The organism is Novosphingobium sp. FG137, assembly GCF_057809735.1.
In genome coordinates, this window is sequence record NZ_JBMDKN010000005.1 from 376,103 (window position 1) to 392,210 (window position 16,108).

At 64.0% G+C, this 16,108-nt stretch carries 11 protein-coding genes and 1 tRNA gene; 6 read left to right on the forward strand and 6 right to left on the reverse strand.

The window, feature by feature from the left end; all coding sequences use genetic code 11:
- Window positions 1-801 (forward strand): hypothetical protein, encoded by an 801-nt coding sequence (locus ACODS2_RS16340; protein ID WP_488999784.1) that lies wholly within the window; start codon window positions 1-3, stop codon window positions 799-801.
- A complete protein-coding gene (locus tag ACODS2_RS16345; protein WP_488999785.1) occupies window positions 801-1,766 on the forward strand; it encodes a hypothetical protein in 966 nt (321 codons plus the stop codon). Before ACODS2_RS16340 ends, ACODS2_RS16345 begins: the two co-directional genes overlap by 1 nt.
- A gap of 16 nt (window positions 1,767-1,782) precedes the next feature.
- Here the strand turns inward: ACODS2_RS16345 and ACODS2_RS16350 are convergent, their stop codons facing one another.
- From ACODS2_RS16350 to ACODS2_RS16360, 3 genes are read right to left on the reverse strand one after another with little or no spacing between them, the layout of a single operon-like run.
- The gene (locus ACODS2_RS16350) at window positions 1,783-2,085 is read right to left on the reverse strand and encodes a cytochrome C (protein ID WP_488999786.1); all 303 of its coding nucleotides are present in this window, start codon (window positions 2,083-2,085) and stop codon (window positions 1,783-1,785) included.
- Window positions 2,085-3,284 carry a SorA family sulfite dehydrogenase catalytic subunit gene (gene sorA, locus ACODS2_RS16355; RefSeq protein WP_488999787.1) on the reverse strand — a complete coding sequence of 400 codons (1,200 nt, stop codon included), beginning with the start codon at window positions 3,282-3,284 and terminating at the stop codon, window positions 2,085-2,087. The genes ACODS2_RS16350 and sorA overlap by 1 nt, the downstream gene beginning before the upstream one ends.
- A gap of 20 nt (window positions 3,285-3,304) precedes the next feature.
- Window positions 3,305-4,345: a LysR substrate-binding domain-containing protein gene (locus ACODS2_RS16360; RefSeq protein ID WP_488999788.1), complete on the reverse strand. Its 1,041-nt coding sequence runs from the start codon at window positions 4,343-4,345 to the stop codon at window positions 3,305-3,307.
- A gap of 243 nt (window positions 4,346-4,588) precedes the next feature.
- Here ACODS2_RS16360 and ACODS2_RS16365 point away from each other — a divergent pair, with 243 nt between their 5' ends.
- Window positions 4,589-5,059: a hypothetical protein gene (locus ACODS2_RS16365; protein ID WP_488999789.1), complete on the forward strand. Its 471-nt coding sequence runs from the start codon at window positions 4,589-4,591 to the stop codon at window positions 5,057-5,059.
- Window positions 5,060-5,063: 4 nt separating this feature from the next.
- Here the strand turns inward: ACODS2_RS16365 and ACODS2_RS16370 are convergent, their stop codons facing one another.
- Complete coding sequence (locus ACODS2_RS16370) at window positions 5,064-7,034, reverse strand: TonB-dependent receptor (RefSeq protein WP_488999790.1); 1,971 nt, start codon at window positions 7,032-7,034, stop codon at window positions 5,064-5,066.
- A 703-nt stretch (window positions 7,035-7,737) separates the two neighbouring features.
- On the opposite strand from ACODS2_RS16370, the gene ACODS2_RS16375 reads away from it, so the two are divergent.
- Window positions 7,738-13,500, forward strand: a complete 5,763-nt coding sequence (locus ACODS2_RS16375) for a beta strand repeat-containing protein (RefSeq protein ID WP_488999791.1) — start codon at window positions 7,738-7,740, stop codon at window positions 13,498-13,500.
- 85 nt (window positions 13,501-13,585) lie between these two features.
- Here the strand turns inward: ACODS2_RS16375 and ACODS2_RS16380 are convergent.
- Window positions 13,586-13,675: transfer RNA gene (locus tag ACODS2_RS16380), tRNA-Ser, on the reverse strand.
- Between the two features lie 165 nt (window positions 13,676-13,840).
- On the opposite strand from ACODS2_RS16380, the gene hspQ reads away from it, so the two are divergent.
- Window positions 13,841-14,221: a heat shock protein HspQ gene (gene hspQ, locus ACODS2_RS16385; protein ID WP_298174208.1), complete on the forward strand. Its 381-nt coding sequence runs from the start codon at window positions 13,841-13,843 to the stop codon at window positions 14,219-14,221.
- 45 nt (window positions 14,222-14,266) lie between these two features.
- Here hspQ and ACODS2_RS16390 read toward each other — a convergent pair whose 3' ends face one another.
- Entirely contained in the window at window positions 14,267-15,151 is an 885-nt protein-coding gene (locus ACODS2_RS16390) for an ABC transporter permease (protein WP_421839843.1), read from the reverse strand.
- A 135-nt stretch (window positions 15,152-15,286) separates the two neighbouring features.
- On the opposite strand from ACODS2_RS16390, the gene ACODS2_RS16395 reads away from it, so the two are divergent.
- Window positions 15,287-16,003, forward strand: coding sequence for a GcrA family cell cycle regulator (locus tag ACODS2_RS16395; protein ID WP_488999792.1), 717 nt, complete (start codon window positions 15,287-15,289; stop codon window positions 16,001-16,003).
- Window positions 16,004-16,108: the final 105 nt, after the last annotated feature.

Consider the following 16,108-nt stretch of genomic DNA (forward strand, 5'->3'; position numbering starts at 1 on the left):
ATGGCGAGCAACACCCTGAAACCGCTTGGCGCGGCGCTCCTCCTGGCCGCGCTCGCCTGGCCGGTGCCGAGCCCGGCAGAGACCGGGCCGGCGCCGGTCACCGCGCCCGCCCCGATCCCGCGCACAGCCGAGGGCAAGCCCGACCTCTCCGGCATCTGGCAGGTGCTGGGCGAGGCCGAGTATGATCTGGAACCCCATGCCGGGCGGCGCGATGCACCGCCGGGGCCCGGCGTGGTCGATAGCGGCACGATCCCCTATCGCCCCGAAGCCCTCGCGCAGCGCCAGCGCAATTTCGAAGCGCGCGGCAAGGACGACCCGCGCCTGAAATGCTTCGTGCTCGGCGTGCCGCGCGGGATCTATTATCAGGCGCCCTTCCAGATCTTCCAACGCCCGGCCGATCTCACGCTGGTCCACCAGTTCGGCAATCAGGTCCGCACGATCCGCACCGATGGCTCGCTCCATCCCGAAGAGCAGCATCAGGAGCTATGGCTGGGCGACAGCCGGGGACGCTGGGAAGGCGATACGCTGGTCGTCGATGTGACCGATTTCAACGAGGAAACCTGGCTCGACCGCGCCGGGAACTATCACAGCGAGGAACTGCATGTGATCGAGCGCTGGACGCTGATCGATGCCAACACGATCGACTACCGCGCCACGCTGGAGGACCCCAAGGTCTATACGAAACCGTGGACGATCAACGTCCTGCTCCACCGCCGCCGCGACAAGGGATTCCAGCTGATCGAGGACTATTGCTACACCTTCGATTACGCGCCGTTCTATCCGCACAAGGAGGGCAAGTGATGAAGCGCCTGCTGCTTTGCACCGCCGCGCTCGGGCTGATGGCGATTGCGCCGACTGCGCGGGCGCAGACCGCACCGACTCCTGCAAACGCCGCCGCGCGCTGGGAAAAGACTGTGCCGGTGATTGCCTCGGGCGACTGGACGGGAGCGCGCCTGCCCGATGGCCAGCCCGATGTCGGCGGCTTCTGGTCAAACACCATTTCGAACCACAGCAACTTCACCGATCCGCAGGCCGGCCCTCCGGGCGAACCCTCGGCGGCGGCGAAGCTCCCGCGCGATCAGCGTGCGCCCAGCCGCGTTAGCGATCCCGCGGATGGCCAGATCCCCTACCTGCCCGCTGCCCGCGCGCTGCAGGAGGATTTCGCGAAGAACTTCCCCAATCCGGTGAAGCCCCGCTACATCGAGCCGCTGGCCCGCTGCGCCCCGGCAGGGGTGCCAAAGTCGTTCATGTGGCACGGCTATGAAGTGCGCCAGTACCCAGGATACGTCGTGTTCCTGTTCGATTCCGGCACCCGCGTCATCAAGCTGGATGGATCGCCGCACCTGCCGCCGCAGATCAAGCTGTGGAACGGGGATTCGCGCGGGCACTGGGAAGGCAACACGCTCGTCGTCGATGTCACCAACAACAACGGCAAGGCGCTGTTTGGCCGTTACGGCGATTTCATGAGCGAGAACGCGAAGGTCGCCGAACGCTTCGTGTTCGAACCGGCGGGCCAGCGCTTCAACTATATCGCCACGTTCACCGATCCCACGGTTTACACCCGGCCCTGGACAGCGACGATCCCAGCGCGGCGGTTTACTGCGGCGGACACGCCCGATGGCTGGCACTTCGATGTGAAGCCGGTCAACCAGCCGGGGAGGCCGCTGCGCTATGAACATGCCGAGCGGATCTGCGCAGAGAACAACGGCCCCTTCGGCGGCGGCGCGGTCGGCGTGCCGTCCGAAGAGGCCGTTATCAGCCGCTAACGGGCTCCGGCAGCGCTCAGCCGAACCTGGCTGCCAGCGCTGCCGCAACCGCGTCGGCCTCAGCAGGGTCGACCGGAGCCTTGTAGACAGTGATCATCTTGGTAACGGAGTCGCGCCAGAACTGCGCCCCTTTGCCGCGCGGCTGGGTCACGATGTACTCCAGTGAATGGCAGGCAGAGCAATTGCGCACCACCACTTCATCGCCGCTCCTGGCAAGCTCGGCGGGGACCTGCTCGGGCAGCGGGGCATGGCGCACCGGCCGCGCCGCTATGACCAGCGAGGCCGCGAGCGCTAGCATGGCAAGGGGGAACGCGCGCATCACAGCGCCTCCAGCTTCAGGGTTTCGACCACGTTGCGCATATAGCCCGCAGGTTGCCAGTGCGGCTCCAACGGCTGCGTCTCGCCGTCCGTGGTGAAGGCGCGCACCTTGATGGCATGGCTGCCCGCTGCCAGCCGCGGCCCCAGCCGCCATTCGCGGAAGGAAAACCGGCCAAGGTCTTCGCCCAGCCGCGCCTCGCTCCAGCTTGCGCCTCCGTCTGGCGAAACCAGAACCCGCGCCACGCCCGCCCCGCCGCTGAAGGCGATGCCGCGCAGTTCGGCTGCGCGCCCCGCGGGCACCCGCGCACCGTCAGCATGGCTGGTGATGAACGAGCGCACATTGATCCGGCTGATCGGCCGCGTCCTGTCTGGCTTCGTACCGGGCGCTACGCAGGCGCACGCGTTGTCCGGCACGCGGTAGGCGGTCTTCATCCAGTAGCCTCCGAACTCAGCGTCGACGACCATGATCTCGCTGAGGTGCTTGACCCAGTAGGTGCCGTAGTATCCCGGCACCACGAGCCGCAGGGGATAGCCATTGAGGAACGGGAGATCGGCACCGTTCATCGCCCAGGCGACCATGACTTCGCCATCGCGCGCGTGATCGATATCGAGGGCCTTGACGAAATCGGGCACGCCATCCGCAGGCGGCACATCGAGCCCGTTGAACGTCACCTGCCGCGCCCCGGCGCGCACCCCGGCACGGTCAAGCAAGGTCCGCAGCGGCACCCCGCGCCAGCGGGCATTGCCCATTGCGCCGTTGCCCAGTTGCCCGCCGCCTACGCGCGGCTCGAAAAAGCCCCGGCTGTTGCCCGAACACTGGTTCACCGCGACCAACTCGGTCACAGGAAAGTCGCGCTTCAGGCTGGCGAGCGAAAGGTCGAGCGGCTTTTCGACATGCCCGCCGATGGCAAGGCGGAAGCTTGCCGGATCAATCGCATCGGGCAGACCAGAGAGGTGATAGCGCACGAAGAACGCGTCATTAGGTGTCAGCGGACCTTCATTGAACACGGCAAAAGGCGTCTCCAACTGCGGCGGACGCGCCGTTAGCAGCAGCATCGGGCGCTTCTGCGGCGCGCGCACCAGCGGGCGCGTCCCGTTGGCGAAGGGCAGCCGGACTGTCGCGGCACCTGCCAGCTCGGCTGCACCCACCAGCGAAAGACCTGCTCCGGCAACGAACTGCCGGCGATCGAGAATGGACATCAAGGAAACTCCTCCAGCCTTCAACGCCCGGCGGCGGCAAACGCGCCCGCCTTGTTTAGCTCGGCCGGACCGCCCTCCCCGAACAGCAGATCGGAGCGCTCGGCAAAGCACGCGATTGCCGGAACCGCTGCCCCGGCTGGTGCCCGCTTGCGGCCGCTCAGCACGTGCGGATCGAGATGCGGGGCAAGCATCGCGATGAACTGATAGGCGTAGTTGCGCAGGAGACTGCCCTTGCGCAGCGCGATCTTGGTGCTGCTCGTACCGAAAAAGCCCGCCGTGGCCGGAACCACCGCCAGGTTTTCAAGCTGCCCGTTCTCGATCGCCATCTGCGCGATGATGCCGATCCCCGCGCCCAGCCGGACGTAAGTCTTGATCACATCCGCATCCATCGCGCGCAGCCGCAGATAGGGCTCCAGCCCTGCCCGCTCGAACACCTGCTGCACTTGCGATCCGCCGGAAAATTCGGCGCTGTAGGTGATGATCGGATAGCGCGCGAGATCGGCCAGTGTCGGCGCCTCCAGTTCCAGCAGCGGATGGCCCTTGGGTGCGATGGCGACATGCTGCCAGGTGAAGCAGGGATGGGTCTCAAGCTGGGGATAGCCGTCCACCGCCTCAGTCGCCACGCCGATATCCGCCTCGCCGCGCAGCAGCGCTTCGGCCACGAAGCTCGGCGTCCCCTGCAGCAGTTCCACCTCCACGTCGGGAAACTGCGCGCCGAAGCGCAGCAGCAGCCTGGGCAGCACGTAGTTGGCCTGATTGTGCGTCGCCGCGATGATCAGGCGGCCCTTGTCAGCCTCGGCAAACTGCGCCGAAAGCCGCTTGAGATTGTCTGCTTCCTGCAGCAGCCGCTCGATCACCTTGGCCGCGCTTTCGCCGGCCGGTGTCAGACCCACCAGCCGCTTGCCGCGCCGCACGAAGATATCGACCCTCAGTTCCTGCTCCAGCTCGCGGATCTGCTTGCTCACCCCCGATTGCGAGGTGAACAATTCGCCCGCTACCTTGGTCAGATTGAGATCGTTCTGAACCGCTGCGCGCACATAGCGCAGTTGCTGGAAATTCATGCCCCGACCCTCACTGGAAGCCCCTCACTCGCGGTGGAGAAGCATCCTGCGCAGGGTAGCATCTGTGTCTATTGATTTAGTAGAGATTGGTACAAAGCTCAAGTCAAAAAATGCAATGCTTATGTCCCGGCGGAACAAGCCGTACCGGAATATCGCGCTTGCTCATATGCATATGAGGAATCGTTGGCAGGGACACGGCGGGCCAGAGCCTATGGTGTTGCCGGTAGTCCTAGGGGGTTTCCCATGCCACGCTTCATCCTTTGCGCCGCCGCCCTGCTCGCGCTTGGCACTTCGGTGCTGCGCGCTGCCGAGCCGGCTGGCGCGCCGCTCCCGCTGCCCGAACTGATGGGCCATGTCATGCAGCGCAATGCGGTGCAGCTCTGGGCCTGGACCGAGACCGAGACTGACGCTGGTGGCACCCGCTCGGGCGAGCCGCGCTCCGCCGAAGCGTGGGAGGACGCGGAGAGTGACGCGCTCACCCTGCGCCAGCTCGCGCAGGTCCTGAAGGCACCGCCCTATGATCCGGGCGATCCCCGGTGGACAAAGCTTGCGTCCGATCTCGAAGCCGCCGCCAGCGCCAGCGCCGATGCCGCCGAGCGCAAGGATGTCAGCGCACTGTTCAAGGCCGGCGAGGCGATCAACGACCGCTGCGTCGCCTGCCACCTCATCTTCGCGCCCCAGTTGGAGGTCAAGCCCGCGCCGGTGCCGCTGTGATCCGTCAGAGATCGAACCGCAGTTCGGCAAGGAAGCGCCGCCCGGTCGAATACTGGAACGCCCCGTTTGCAGCGACCTGCCAACCGTAGTCGTCGAGCACATTCGCGACCTGCAGCCGCAGCAGGCCCTTCGCCTTGGCCACGCTGAACCGATAGCGCAGCCCCAGATCGATGGTTTCGCGCGGCGGTGCAGAAAGCCCGTTGCCGATATTGCCGATGCGCGCGGAAAAGCTCTCAGCAGCGAGATCGAGCGACAGCGGTATCTTCCCGCCGCCCAGCCGCCAGTCGATGGTGGCGATGCTGCGCCGGCGGATGCTGCCAATCGGGCGCAAGCCGATCCTGCCACTATCGACCAGTTCGCCGCTGATGCGCGAATCCAGCAGGACGTTGCCAAGCACCAGTGTAAGCCCCGGCCGCACGCTGCCCGTCAGCGACATTTCGACGCCCCGGTTGGAGGAGGAGCCCAGCTCGCGGTAATTGGACTGCTCGTCGAGGTTGTAATAGGGCTTGGTGATCGTGAATACGCCCGCCACGAGGCTGAGCGCGGGGGTCACCGCATAGCGCAGCCCCAGGTCTGTCTGCTGTGTGCGGATCGCCGGCGGCACCGCGCCGCGGTTTGCGGCATTGGCGGGCGCCACCGCCACTTCCTCGAAGCCGCGCACATGCCCGCCGTAGATCGCCAGCGTGGGCGTGAGATTGAGCGATCCGGTCACGCTGCCCGTCACCGGCCGGTCGCGCACCGAGGTGACCAGCCCCGCCGAGACGAATGTCAGGGTCTTGCGATAGCGCGAGCCCGATATCCCGATATCGAAGAGGAAGCGGCCCGGCGCGGTCAGCGTATAGCCCAGCCCGAGCGTGGCCTGCCCGAACGCGTCCGTATCATCCGGCCCGAACGCGAAAACGGGGCGTGGTCGCTCGTCGGCGATATTGAGGCTGCTCTCGCCCAGCGCGATCCGCTGGACCCCGCCGAAGCGCCGGTTTCCGGTGCGCCCGCGAAAGCTCACGATCAGGCGGTGCGCCAGTGAAGACGTCCCGAATGTGCGCGTCAGCCGCGCCTCGCCCGAAAGTGTCCGGTCGAGATTGTTGGCGTCCGCCACCATGATCCGGTTCGGCGTCGTGCCATCGGGCCGCATGCCCGCAAACAGATCGGTGAAGTTGGCATCAAACCGCCGCTCGGCGCGGAACAGGCCGGCCTCAAACGTCCATTTGCCGAAGGGCAACCGGGCCAGCGCGCCCATCAGTTCCTGGGTATTGTCGCGCTTGCTCCAGCTCTGCCCGATCATCGCGCGGCGCTGGATCTGCGGTGGCAGATAGTCTCCGCCGGGGAAGATCGAAGGCGCGGCCTCGTCGTCATAGGTCCGCGTACGCCCATAGAAAGCCGCCACGCGCGCACCGGCATAAGGCTCCCAGGAAAGCCCGCCCGAGGCGATGTAAGACTTGAAATTGCCGCCCTCGTGGCGGTTCTGCCGCCGGATCGTGCCACCGAGATAGACCTTGAGTCCCTCGGCCAACGGCTGCAGCACATCAAGGTTGAGCACGCGCGAGCCGAACTGCGCGCGCTCGAAGCCCAGCGTCACCTGATCGGCCTGCGCACTGACGGAAAGATCATAGTCGACGATCCCGGTCGGCGCGGGGAACGGATAGCCCTGCGCCGAAATGCCCACGCGCACCTTGCTGCCTCGGATCAGCCGGTTCGGCGGTCGGTCGACCGGTGCAAAGTAGAGCCCGTCGATCCGCGTGTTCCCGGCATCGACCGGGTTGAACCCGCGCACATCGTCGACTGTGTAAAGCCCCACGCGTTCATTGCCGATCGCCTGGCCAAAAGCATCCCCCGCACTTGTCGCGGCATTGTCGTCCACGCGCTGGGCAATAACCGGCTGAGCATCCCCGAACACCGCCGCCGCAGCCGCCACCAGCCAGGTATCCCGGACAGTCGGCCTCAACCGGCGCGCACGCGGACGTGGAAACTGGTGCATGATCATTCCGGCATGAGCGACAAACGCAAGCTGGTTCAGGGACCGCAAACAGTCCGCAAAGCCGGTGATCGGCAGCCCCCTCCCGCTGTCTAGGAAGCCGACTGTCCGCGATAAAGCAAGCGCTGCTCATATGCTTATGACCAGCAACCCTATCGCAAGGCGAGGGCGCGGCGCATGTTGCATTCAAAGGCCCAGCCTGAACGACCATTTCTTTCAAGCGGAATCCGTTTGCAGCCATGGGCCGATGACTGCGCGCTGCCCATTGCAGATCCCGCGAGCCCGATCTCCAGACCAGCCAGCGCCCGCCAGCCAGGTATCAATCGGAGTAATGTAGAGAAATTGGGTTATTATTATCTCCAATATCGGTTAATATTTCGACCATTTATTCGAATATTCAGGAAATTTTTCTATCTATTATCGCGAACACTTTGTTGATGCGTTGCCTACCACCACCTTCGCTGAAATATTTCCTGAATGAAATTATGCTAACTTTAGTTTTGATGACATTTCAATAAAGGTTTATAAACATTTTCTTTAAACGGAAATCATGGACCTTATGACCTCGACTTTTTAGTCCATTCCGAACGTATTGCAGCTATTCAGCCAGAAGCACGTTGACCGCCTAAGGAGATTCCCTCATCTGCAGCCATGAATTTCGGTCATCCAGCCGATGTTGCAGTATTATGACGGGGTATAAGCATTCATGGCGACATTTACCGGCCAAGCGGCTACCAACAACACGTTCATCGGCAGCGCGGCGGCGGATACGTTTCTGTTCGCGGCGGCTGATCTCACTGCGCTGGATACGTTGACCGGTGGCGGCGGCGCCGATCTGTTGCAGCTGACGACGGCAGGTTTGCTGCCAATCGACGCGCTGGCTGGGATGACGGGCATTGCAACGGTGCAGCTCGCAGCCGGCGCCAACAGCCTGACCTTCCTGAACAATAACCTGACCGGCGTCACGGGCGCGCGAATCACGGTGTTCGGTGCAAGCGGGGCCGACACGATCGATGCCTCGGGCCTGACCGGCGCCAATGCAGTCGATATCCGGTCCGGCGCGGGCCTTGATGTGCTGAAAGGCGGCTCAGGGGCGGACACGTTCCGCTTTGCGGCAGCAGACCTTGCGGGGGATACGGTCATCGGCGGGGCCGGCGCAGACGTGCTGGTGATCAGCACGGCGGGCGTGTTGGGTGCGACCGCGCTGTCTGGGGTGAGCGGCGTGGAGACCATCTCGCTGACCGCAGGCACCAATGGCGTGACATTGGTGAACGGCAATCTGACCGGCCTCGGCGGCGCGCGGATCAACGTCATCGGCACCAGCGGCGCGGACACCCTTGACGGTTCAGGCCTGACCGGCACCAACGCTGCGATCTTCGTGGCAGGCTCGGGCCTCGATGTGCTGCGGGGCGGCGCAGGCGCAGATGTGTTCCGCTTTGCGGCGGCGGATATTGCGGGCGATACGGTTGTCGGCGGTGCAGGCTCGGACACCTTGGAGATCAGTACAGCCGGCCTGCTCGGCGCCGCCGCGCTGTCCGGCGTGAGCGGGGTGGAGACAATCACGCTTGCCGCCGGAACCAACAGCCTTACGCTGCTCAACAGCAACTTGACCGGCGTGGCAGGCAGCAGGATCACCGTGCAAGGCAACTCCGGCGCCGATACCATCGACGCCTCTGGTGTGACCGACAGCAGCGCCAGCGTGCTGTTCAATTCCGGCGCGGGCCTTGATGTGCTGCGCGGCGGCGCGGGCGCCGACACGTTCCGACTCGCGGCGACGGACCTTGCGGGCGATACGGTTGCCGGCGGGGCAGGTTCGGACACCTTGCAGATCAGCACGGCCGGCGTGCTGAGCAACACCGCGCTGTCTGGCGTGAGCGGCGTGGAGACCATCTCGCTGACAGCAGGCACCAACCGCCTGACAGTGCTCAACAGCAACTTGACCGACGTTTCGGGCAACACGATCACGATCTTTGGCGCGAGCGGCGCAGACACGATCGACGGCTCGGGCCTGACCGGCTCGAACGCGCTCGACATCCGCGCGGGCACGGGCCTCGATGTGTTGCAGGGCGGCGCCGGCGCCGACACGTTCCGCTTCGCCGCAGGCGAGCTCGACGGCGACACGGTTATCGGCGGGACCGGCACCGATGTGCTGGCGATAAGTACGGCGGGCGTGCTGGGTACGGCGGCGATGTCCGGCGTGAGCGGCGTGGAGACCATCACGCTGACAGCGGGCACCAATGGCCTGACTTTGGTGAACGGCAATCTGGCGGGCCTCGGCGGCGCGCGGATCAACGTCATCGGCACCAGCGGCGCGGACACCCTTGACGGTTCGGGCCTCACCGGCACGAACGCGGCGATCTTCGTGGCAGGCTCCGGCCTCGATGTGCTGCGGGGCGGCGCGGGGGCGGACGTGTTCCGCTTTGATGCAGCAGAGCTTGCGGGCGACACGGTTGTCGGCGGGGCTGGTTCGGATACCTTGGAGATGACCTCAGCAGGCGTGCTGGGCGCAACCGCTTTGTCCGGCGTGAGCGGCGTGGAGCGGATCAACCTCGCAACCGGCACCAACAGCCTGAAACTGCTCGACTCCAACCTCACCGGCCTCGCCAGCTCGCAGATCACCGTGCAAGGCAATTCCGGTGCCGATACTATCGACGCCTCCGGTCTGACGAGCACCACCTCCAGCGTGCTCTTCATTGCCGGCGCCGGCATCGATGTCCTGAAAGGCGGGGCAGGCGCAGATGTCTTCCGCTTCGCTGCGACCGACCTGAGCGGCGACACTATCTCTGGCGGCGCAGAAGTGGACCGGCTGGAAATCACCACGGCCGGCACCATCACCGCAGCTGCCATCGCGGGCATGACGGGGGTGGAAACGATTGCCCTCACCTTCGGCACCAACAGCATTGCGCTGACCAACAGCAACTTCACCGACACCGAAGGCAGCGCGATCGATATCTTTGGCGCCAGCGGCAACGATACGATCGACGGCTCGGCGGTGACCGGTAACAACTCGCTGGCCTTCTACGCGGGGGCGGGACAGGACACGCTGCTTGGCGGCGCGGGGAACGATTTCTTCGTGTTCGACGCGATCAATCTCACCGGCGACACGATCAGCGGCGGGGGCGGCGATGATACCCTGATCCTGCAAACACGCGGCAGCACGGTGGCCAATGGGCTGACTCAGATGACCGGGGTCGAGAACGTCACGCTGTCTGCGCGCGGCAACGGTGTGACGCTGGTCGACGGAAACTTCACCGGCGTGGCAGGCCGCGTCATTTCGGTGACTGGCGGCGCCGGCAACGACACGGTCGATGCCTCGCGGCTGGGCGCGGCGAATGGGGTCACGATTACCGCGGGCGGCGGCAACGACCTGCTGAAAGGCGGCGCAGGGGCAGATGTATTCATCTTCACCGGGACGAACCTGACCGATGCGGACATCGTGGATGGCGGCGCGGGAGCGGACGTTCTCCGCTTCGACCGGACGACGAGCCTGCTTGGCAATTCAATCAGGAATGTCGAAAATCTGACCTACACAGGGGTCGGCAATCTGGCGATGACAATAAGCGGCGCAAACGCATCGCGCCTCTCTTCCATCGGCGCTGCCGCTGCAGACGGGTTCACCCAGACCTTCACGGTCCAGCTTTCGAATGGTTCCACCACCGACCTATCGCGCTTAGAACTGAGCAACCGCGACGCCGCGGACAAGATCGTTGTCGTCAGCACCGGGGGCGATACGGCAGTAACGACCAGCCGCGAGATCTCCGGTTTCACGGGCACTGCGGACAACGACACGCTAAGCGGATATTATCGGAACGGCGCGGTGATCAACGGCGGCGGGGGCGATGATCGGCTGGCCTATGATCCCGCTGCCACAGGCATCAGGCTCGATGGTGGCGAGGGCAACGATACGCTGGTGCTGCAGGACCAAGTCGGCCGGCCTGTTAATCTTGATGGCCAGTATAGTTATGTCTACCATCCTGAAGATGGTAGTAATTCATATCAATGGGAACTTAATCAAATTATTTATGAATACTATGATAACACCCCTGAGAACGCACCCTTTTTAAACTTGGTTACGAATTTTGAAAATGTAGATGCTTCAGCCACCACCACTGGAGTAGATATTACCGGACGCACGGATGTCTCCAGTTACCTAATCGGCGGAAGCGGGTATGATGTTATCGTCGGGAGCGCTGGCGCAACCATTCTCGGCGGCCTTGGCGGCGACTATCTCCAAAGCGATGGTTCCGCGCGCTATCTGGTCCGCAACACGGCCGAGGCCGATGGGGACGCATTCTACTCGGGCAAGATCCAGCTGCTGGGCGAAACGGATCTACGCGGCGCATACTTCGAGGTTTTCGAGCTGGCGCTCGCCGCAGGAACCTTTACTGGCACGTCGGTTACCCCTGTCAACGCAGATTTGAGCGCCACCGTCGCGGATTATCAGATTTACTACGGACTTATCTCTACCATCTCCGGCAACCCAGCATTCGCCAACACAACCGAGACGCTGACGGTTACCGTGAGTGATGCGCTGGTCGACTTCTCGTCGATCAACTTCCAGAACTGGAGCGGCAACGATAATCTGAATATCATCGGGCTCGATCCGGGTGACGACACCATCATCGGCAGCACCGGTAAGGATGTGATCTCCGGCCTGGGCGGCGCTGATATCATCTATGGCCGGGGCGGCAGCGACCTCATCAATGGCGGCACCGAGAATGACAGCTTGTGGGGCGAAGGCGACAACGACACCATCAATGGCGATGACGGTGCTGACACCTTGTCTGGCGGCGACGGCAACGATGCTGTCAACGGAGGGGCTGGCGAAGACCTGATCACCGGCGACAGCGGCAATGATACGCTGACGGGCGGTGCCGGCAATGACCGGTTCGAATACCGGAGCACGGCGGAGGCAACCGGCGACAGCATCGACGGACAAGGCGATGTCGACACGATCGCCCTGCGCGGCTCTATCGATCTGACCGCGACGACCATCAGCAATGTCGAAGCCCTGACCCTCGCCGCGACGGACGATTCCGGCAACCTGATCGGCTCTGGCCTGACCGCAACCCTGACCGGCACGCAGGTGCAGGCCCTGAAAACCGTCAGCGGCAACAGCGGCTTTGCCAACTCCACCGAAAAACTGCTCGTGCAGGTCGGCGCAGCCGCGCTCAGTTTCTCGAACATCACGTTCAAGGACTGGAGCGGCACCGATAATGTCGAGATCATCGGCACGGACGGCAACACGGTCGTCGATGCCTCGGCGCTGACGGCGGGGAATGTCGTCACATTCAACACCGGTGCGGGGATCGATGCCCTTCAGGGCGGCGCGGGGGCAGACAGCTTCACCTTCCGTGTGGCAGACCTTGCAGGAGATGACCAGATCCTCGGCAACGGAGGCACTGACACCCTGAATCTATCAACAGCCGGCGCGCTCCTGTCGGCCGCGCTGATCGGAATGAGCGGCGTGGAGAACATCGTTCTCAATTCGGGTGGCAATTCCATCGCCCTGTCCGACAACAATTTCCTCGGCGTGTCCGGCGGTGTAATCACGGTAACGGGAAGCAATAGCAGCGATCTCATCGTCAACTCGGCGCTGAACCCAAATTCCGCGCTCGCCATCACCGCTGGCGGCGGGCAAGACATGCTTTTTGGCGGCGCGGGCGCGGATGTATTTACTTTCTTCGCGTCCGACCTGACGTCGGCGGATATCATCAACGCCGGTGGAGGCATCGACACGCTGCAGCTTCAGGGCAGCGGCGGGGTGCAATCAACCGCTCTGGAAAACACGATGGGCGTGGAACGCATCGTCCTGCTCGATGGAGTGAACAGCGTTACGCTGCGCGACTACAACTTCAACAATCTGTCCGGTTTCACCATCACCGTGATCGGCAACAATACCAGCGATACGATCGACGGTTCTGCGGTCACCTCCGGCAGATCGATTGATATGACCGGTGGCAACGGGTTCGATGTTCTCAAGGGCGGTTCCGGCTTCGACCGGATCGTCGGCGGCTTCGGTACCGACCAACTCACCGGAGGCTTCGGCCAGGACATGTTCGTGTGGAACGCGAGGCAGGAGGGCGGTGACCGGATCACCGACTTCACCCGGGGGCAGGATAAGCTGGTGTTTGGCAGCAACGCCTTCCTGGTCAACGGCGTGTTCGATTACCTTGTAGTTGATACGGTTTCGGTTGCAGATAACCTGAGTTTGGCGGACCTTTTCCTCACGAACGCCACGCTCGACAACACCGCGCAAGTCCGCAGCTATATCAACAACGAAAACTCGGTCACCCCGCACGGGATGTTCATCATCGCGGCCAACAGCGCCGGGAGCAACATCCTCTATTACACGAGCGACGCCTCGACGACGGCGGGCACCGGCCTCGACAAGGCTGTCTACCAGATTGCAGACCTCGGCATGGGCACAATCACGCCCGCGATCATGTCCGACTTCCTGTTCATCTGAACCCGAAGCGCGCGCGGCGGGGCCCGAAGCCCCGCTGCGCCTCAGGGCTGGTCAGGCAACTGATTTTGGGAAGACCAGAGGCACTTGGCGGAGAGGCAGGGATTCGAACCCTGGATACGGTTGCCCGTATGCCGCATTTCGAGTGCGGTGCATTCGACCACTCTGCCACCTCTCCGCGAAGTGTCGTTGAGCCGGCCGAAGCCGTCCCGGTCGAGGAAGCGCGCCGTTAGCGCATGGCCCGGCGCTTGCCAAGGGGAAACATGTTACACCTGCCCTACAATCCACGGCCTTGCACCATGGCTCGCTTGTTTCCGTTCCGCAGCGCCCTATATTCGCATTCATGGATAGAGCGATTTTCTTTTCGCCCCAGGCTGGCCGTGAGATCACGGCTCCTCATGTTTCACGAGCGCGGTTCGCCATTGGCGATGTCGTCCGCCACAAGCTGTTCGATTTCCGCGGGGTCATCTTCGATATCGACCCGGTCTTCGCGAACAGCGAGGAATGGTACGAATCGATTCCCGCCGAAATCCGCCCCCCGCGCGAACAGCCGTTCTATCACCTGCTCGCAGAGAACGACGAGAACAGCTACGTCGCCTACGTCAGCCAGCAGAACCTGATGTCGGATGCGGAAGGCGGCCCGGTGGACCACCCCTCGGTGCACGAAATGTTCGATGCCTTTCGCGAAGGGCGCTACCGCCTGCGCCGGGGTCTCTCGCACTAAGGCCGGGGAGACGGCGGCAGAGTTTGCCGCCAGTCCCCGCGAGGCTCAGGCCTTCAGCTTCCAGCCCGACTGGAAGATGTAATAGATCGCGATCCACAGCACCAGATTGAGCACGCCGAGCCCGATCGCGCCGTGCAGCACGGCTTCATTGGTTGTGCCGATGTCGCTCTGCCCCAGAAAGCCGAAGCGGAAGCCCGAGATCACGTAGAAGATCGGGTTGAAGCGGCTGATCGTCTGGAACGTCGGCGAAAGGTTGCTGATCACGTAGAACGTGCCCGAAAGCATCGACATCGGCGTGATCACGAAATTGGTGATCGCCGCATTGTGATCGAACTTTTCCGCCCAGAGCGAAGTCAGCACGCCGATCAGGCCGAGAAGAATCGATCCCATCAGGCCAAACCAGATCACCGCCCAGGGGTGATGAACGGTAAGGTCCACGCCCGGCCAGAACAGCATTGCGCCCGCAACGGCAAAGCCCACGAGGATCGCACGCGTGACGGCGGCCGCCACCAACGCGAGAATCAGCTCTGCATTCGAAATGGGCGGCATCAGGTAGTCGATGATCGTGCCCTGGATCTTGCCCACTAGCAGGCCGAAGCTCGAATTGGCGAAGGAGTTGTTGATCATGCCCATCGCGATGAGGCCGGGCGCAACGAACGTGGCGAAGGGCACACCCAGTACAATACGGCCACCGCCGCCCAGGGCGAGGGTGAAGATCATCAGATAGAGCAGCGTCGTCACCGCTGGTGCCCAGATCGTCTGGGTCTGCACCTTGAAGAACCGGCGCACCTCCTTCATATAGAGGGTCCACAGCCCCAAGCGATTGAAGCTGCGGAAACGCACTTCGCCCGGCGGCGGGAAATCCCCCGCTCGGCTGGGTTGTTCTGTTGGAAAAGCGGCCCCGGTCAGGGGCATCGGTTGATCGGCCATGCCCGGTGCGGTATCGCGCATGCTGGGTCAAGGCAAGGCATTGCAACGCGGGCCCTACCGGGTTTGCCCGCGCATGAAGGCGGATCCTGCGGCAAGATGCGCCGGCAGGACGGGTTTTGAAGGATTTGAGACGGCATGAGCTGGACGGACGAGCGGATCGAGAAGCTGACCAAGATGTGGGAGGGCGGTGCGACTGCCAGCCAGATCGCCGAAGAACTGGGCGGAGTCAGCCGCAACGCGGTGATTGGCAAGGCGCACCGGCTTGGCCTCAAGGCGCGCCCTTCCCCGGTCAAGCCCAACGAGAAGAGCGAGGCAGCGCCCGCCAAGGCGCCGCGCCCGGCACCAGAACCTGCCGCGCCTGCCGAACCGCGCGTCGCAGCGCCGCGTCCGGCTCCCGCCGCGCCGGCCAGCCCGCCGCCCGCACCGCGTGCCCCCGTCGCACCGGTCGAGGCTGCACCCCCGCCCGCCGCGCCTGCTCCCACCGCTGCGGCTGACGCACCGCCGGCCCCGCCGCAGCCGCGCATTGTCTCGGTCGGCCCGGGCGGCTTCCTCCGTCAGGGCCCCGGCGATCAGCAAGCGCCGATCCCCCCCGCCCCGCCCCGCCGCCTCGTGCCCGCACGGCCCAGCCAGGAAGTGGCCGACAAGACCGGCCTGCTCGATCTCAACGACCGCATCTGCCGCTGGCCGATGGGCCACCCGGGCGAGCCCGATTTCCACTTCTGCGGCGACAAGGTAAATCCCGGCTTCCCTTACTGTGTTGAGCATTGCGGCCGCGCCTATCAGGCACAGCTGCCGCGCGGCCATCGCCGTCCGCCGCCGCCGATGCCCTTCGGCGGACCCAGAGTGCGCTGAGAAAGGCTGTCACTTAAGTCCGTTCTGGTCCAAAAACCACGGATTGCCGCCACATTTCGCTTCTTCGCGTGGTTAACCTCGCGTCGGTTGTGCCGTTCTCGATGG

Bases quoted from the DNA above. Each gene is read 5' to 3' on its own strand.
- hspQ (WP_298174208.1), top strand. From the start codon at position 13,841: ATGGATAGAGCGATTTTCTTTTCGCCCCAGGCTGGCCGTGAGATCACG.
- ACODS2_RS16370 (WP_488999790.1), bottom strand. From the start codon at position 7,034: ATGCACCAGTTTCCACGTCCGCGTGCGCGCCGGTTGAGGCCGACTGTC.
- ACODS2_RS16365 (WP_488999789.1), top strand. From the start codon at position 4,589: ATGCCACGCTTCATCCTTTGCGCCGCCGCCCTGCTCGCGCTTGGCACT.
- ACODS2_RS16390 (WP_421839843.1), bottom strand. From the start codon at position 15,151: ATGGCCGATCAACCGATGCCCCTGACCGGGGCCGCTTTTCCAACAGAA.
- ACODS2_RS16345 (WP_488999785.1), top strand. From the start codon at position 801: ATGAAGCGCCTGCTGCTTTGCACCGCCGCGCTCGGGCTGATGGCGATT.
- ACODS2_RS16395 (WP_488999792.1), top strand. From the start codon at position 15,287: ATGAGCTGGACGGACGAGCGGATCGAGAAGCTGACCAAGATGTGGGAG.
- ACODS2_RS16375 (WP_488999791.1), top strand. From the start codon at position 7,738: ATGGCGACATTTACCGGCCAAGCGGCTACCAACAACACGTTCATCGGC.
- ACODS2_RS16360 (WP_488999788.1), bottom strand. From the start codon at position 4,345: ATGAATTTCCAGCAACTGCGCTATGTGCGCGCAGCGGTTCAGAACGAT.
- ACODS2_RS16350 (WP_488999786.1), bottom strand. From the start codon at position 2,085: ATGCGCGCGTTCCCCCTTGCCATGCTAGCGCTCGCGGCCTCGCTGGTC.
- sorA (WP_488999787.1), bottom strand. From the start codon at position 3,284: ATGTCCATTCTCGATCGCCGGCAGTTCGTTGCCGGAGCAGGTCTTTCG.
- ACODS2_RS16340 (WP_488999784.1), top strand. From the start codon at position 1: ATGGCGAGCAACACCCTGAAACCGCTTGGCGCGGCGCTCCTCCTGGCC.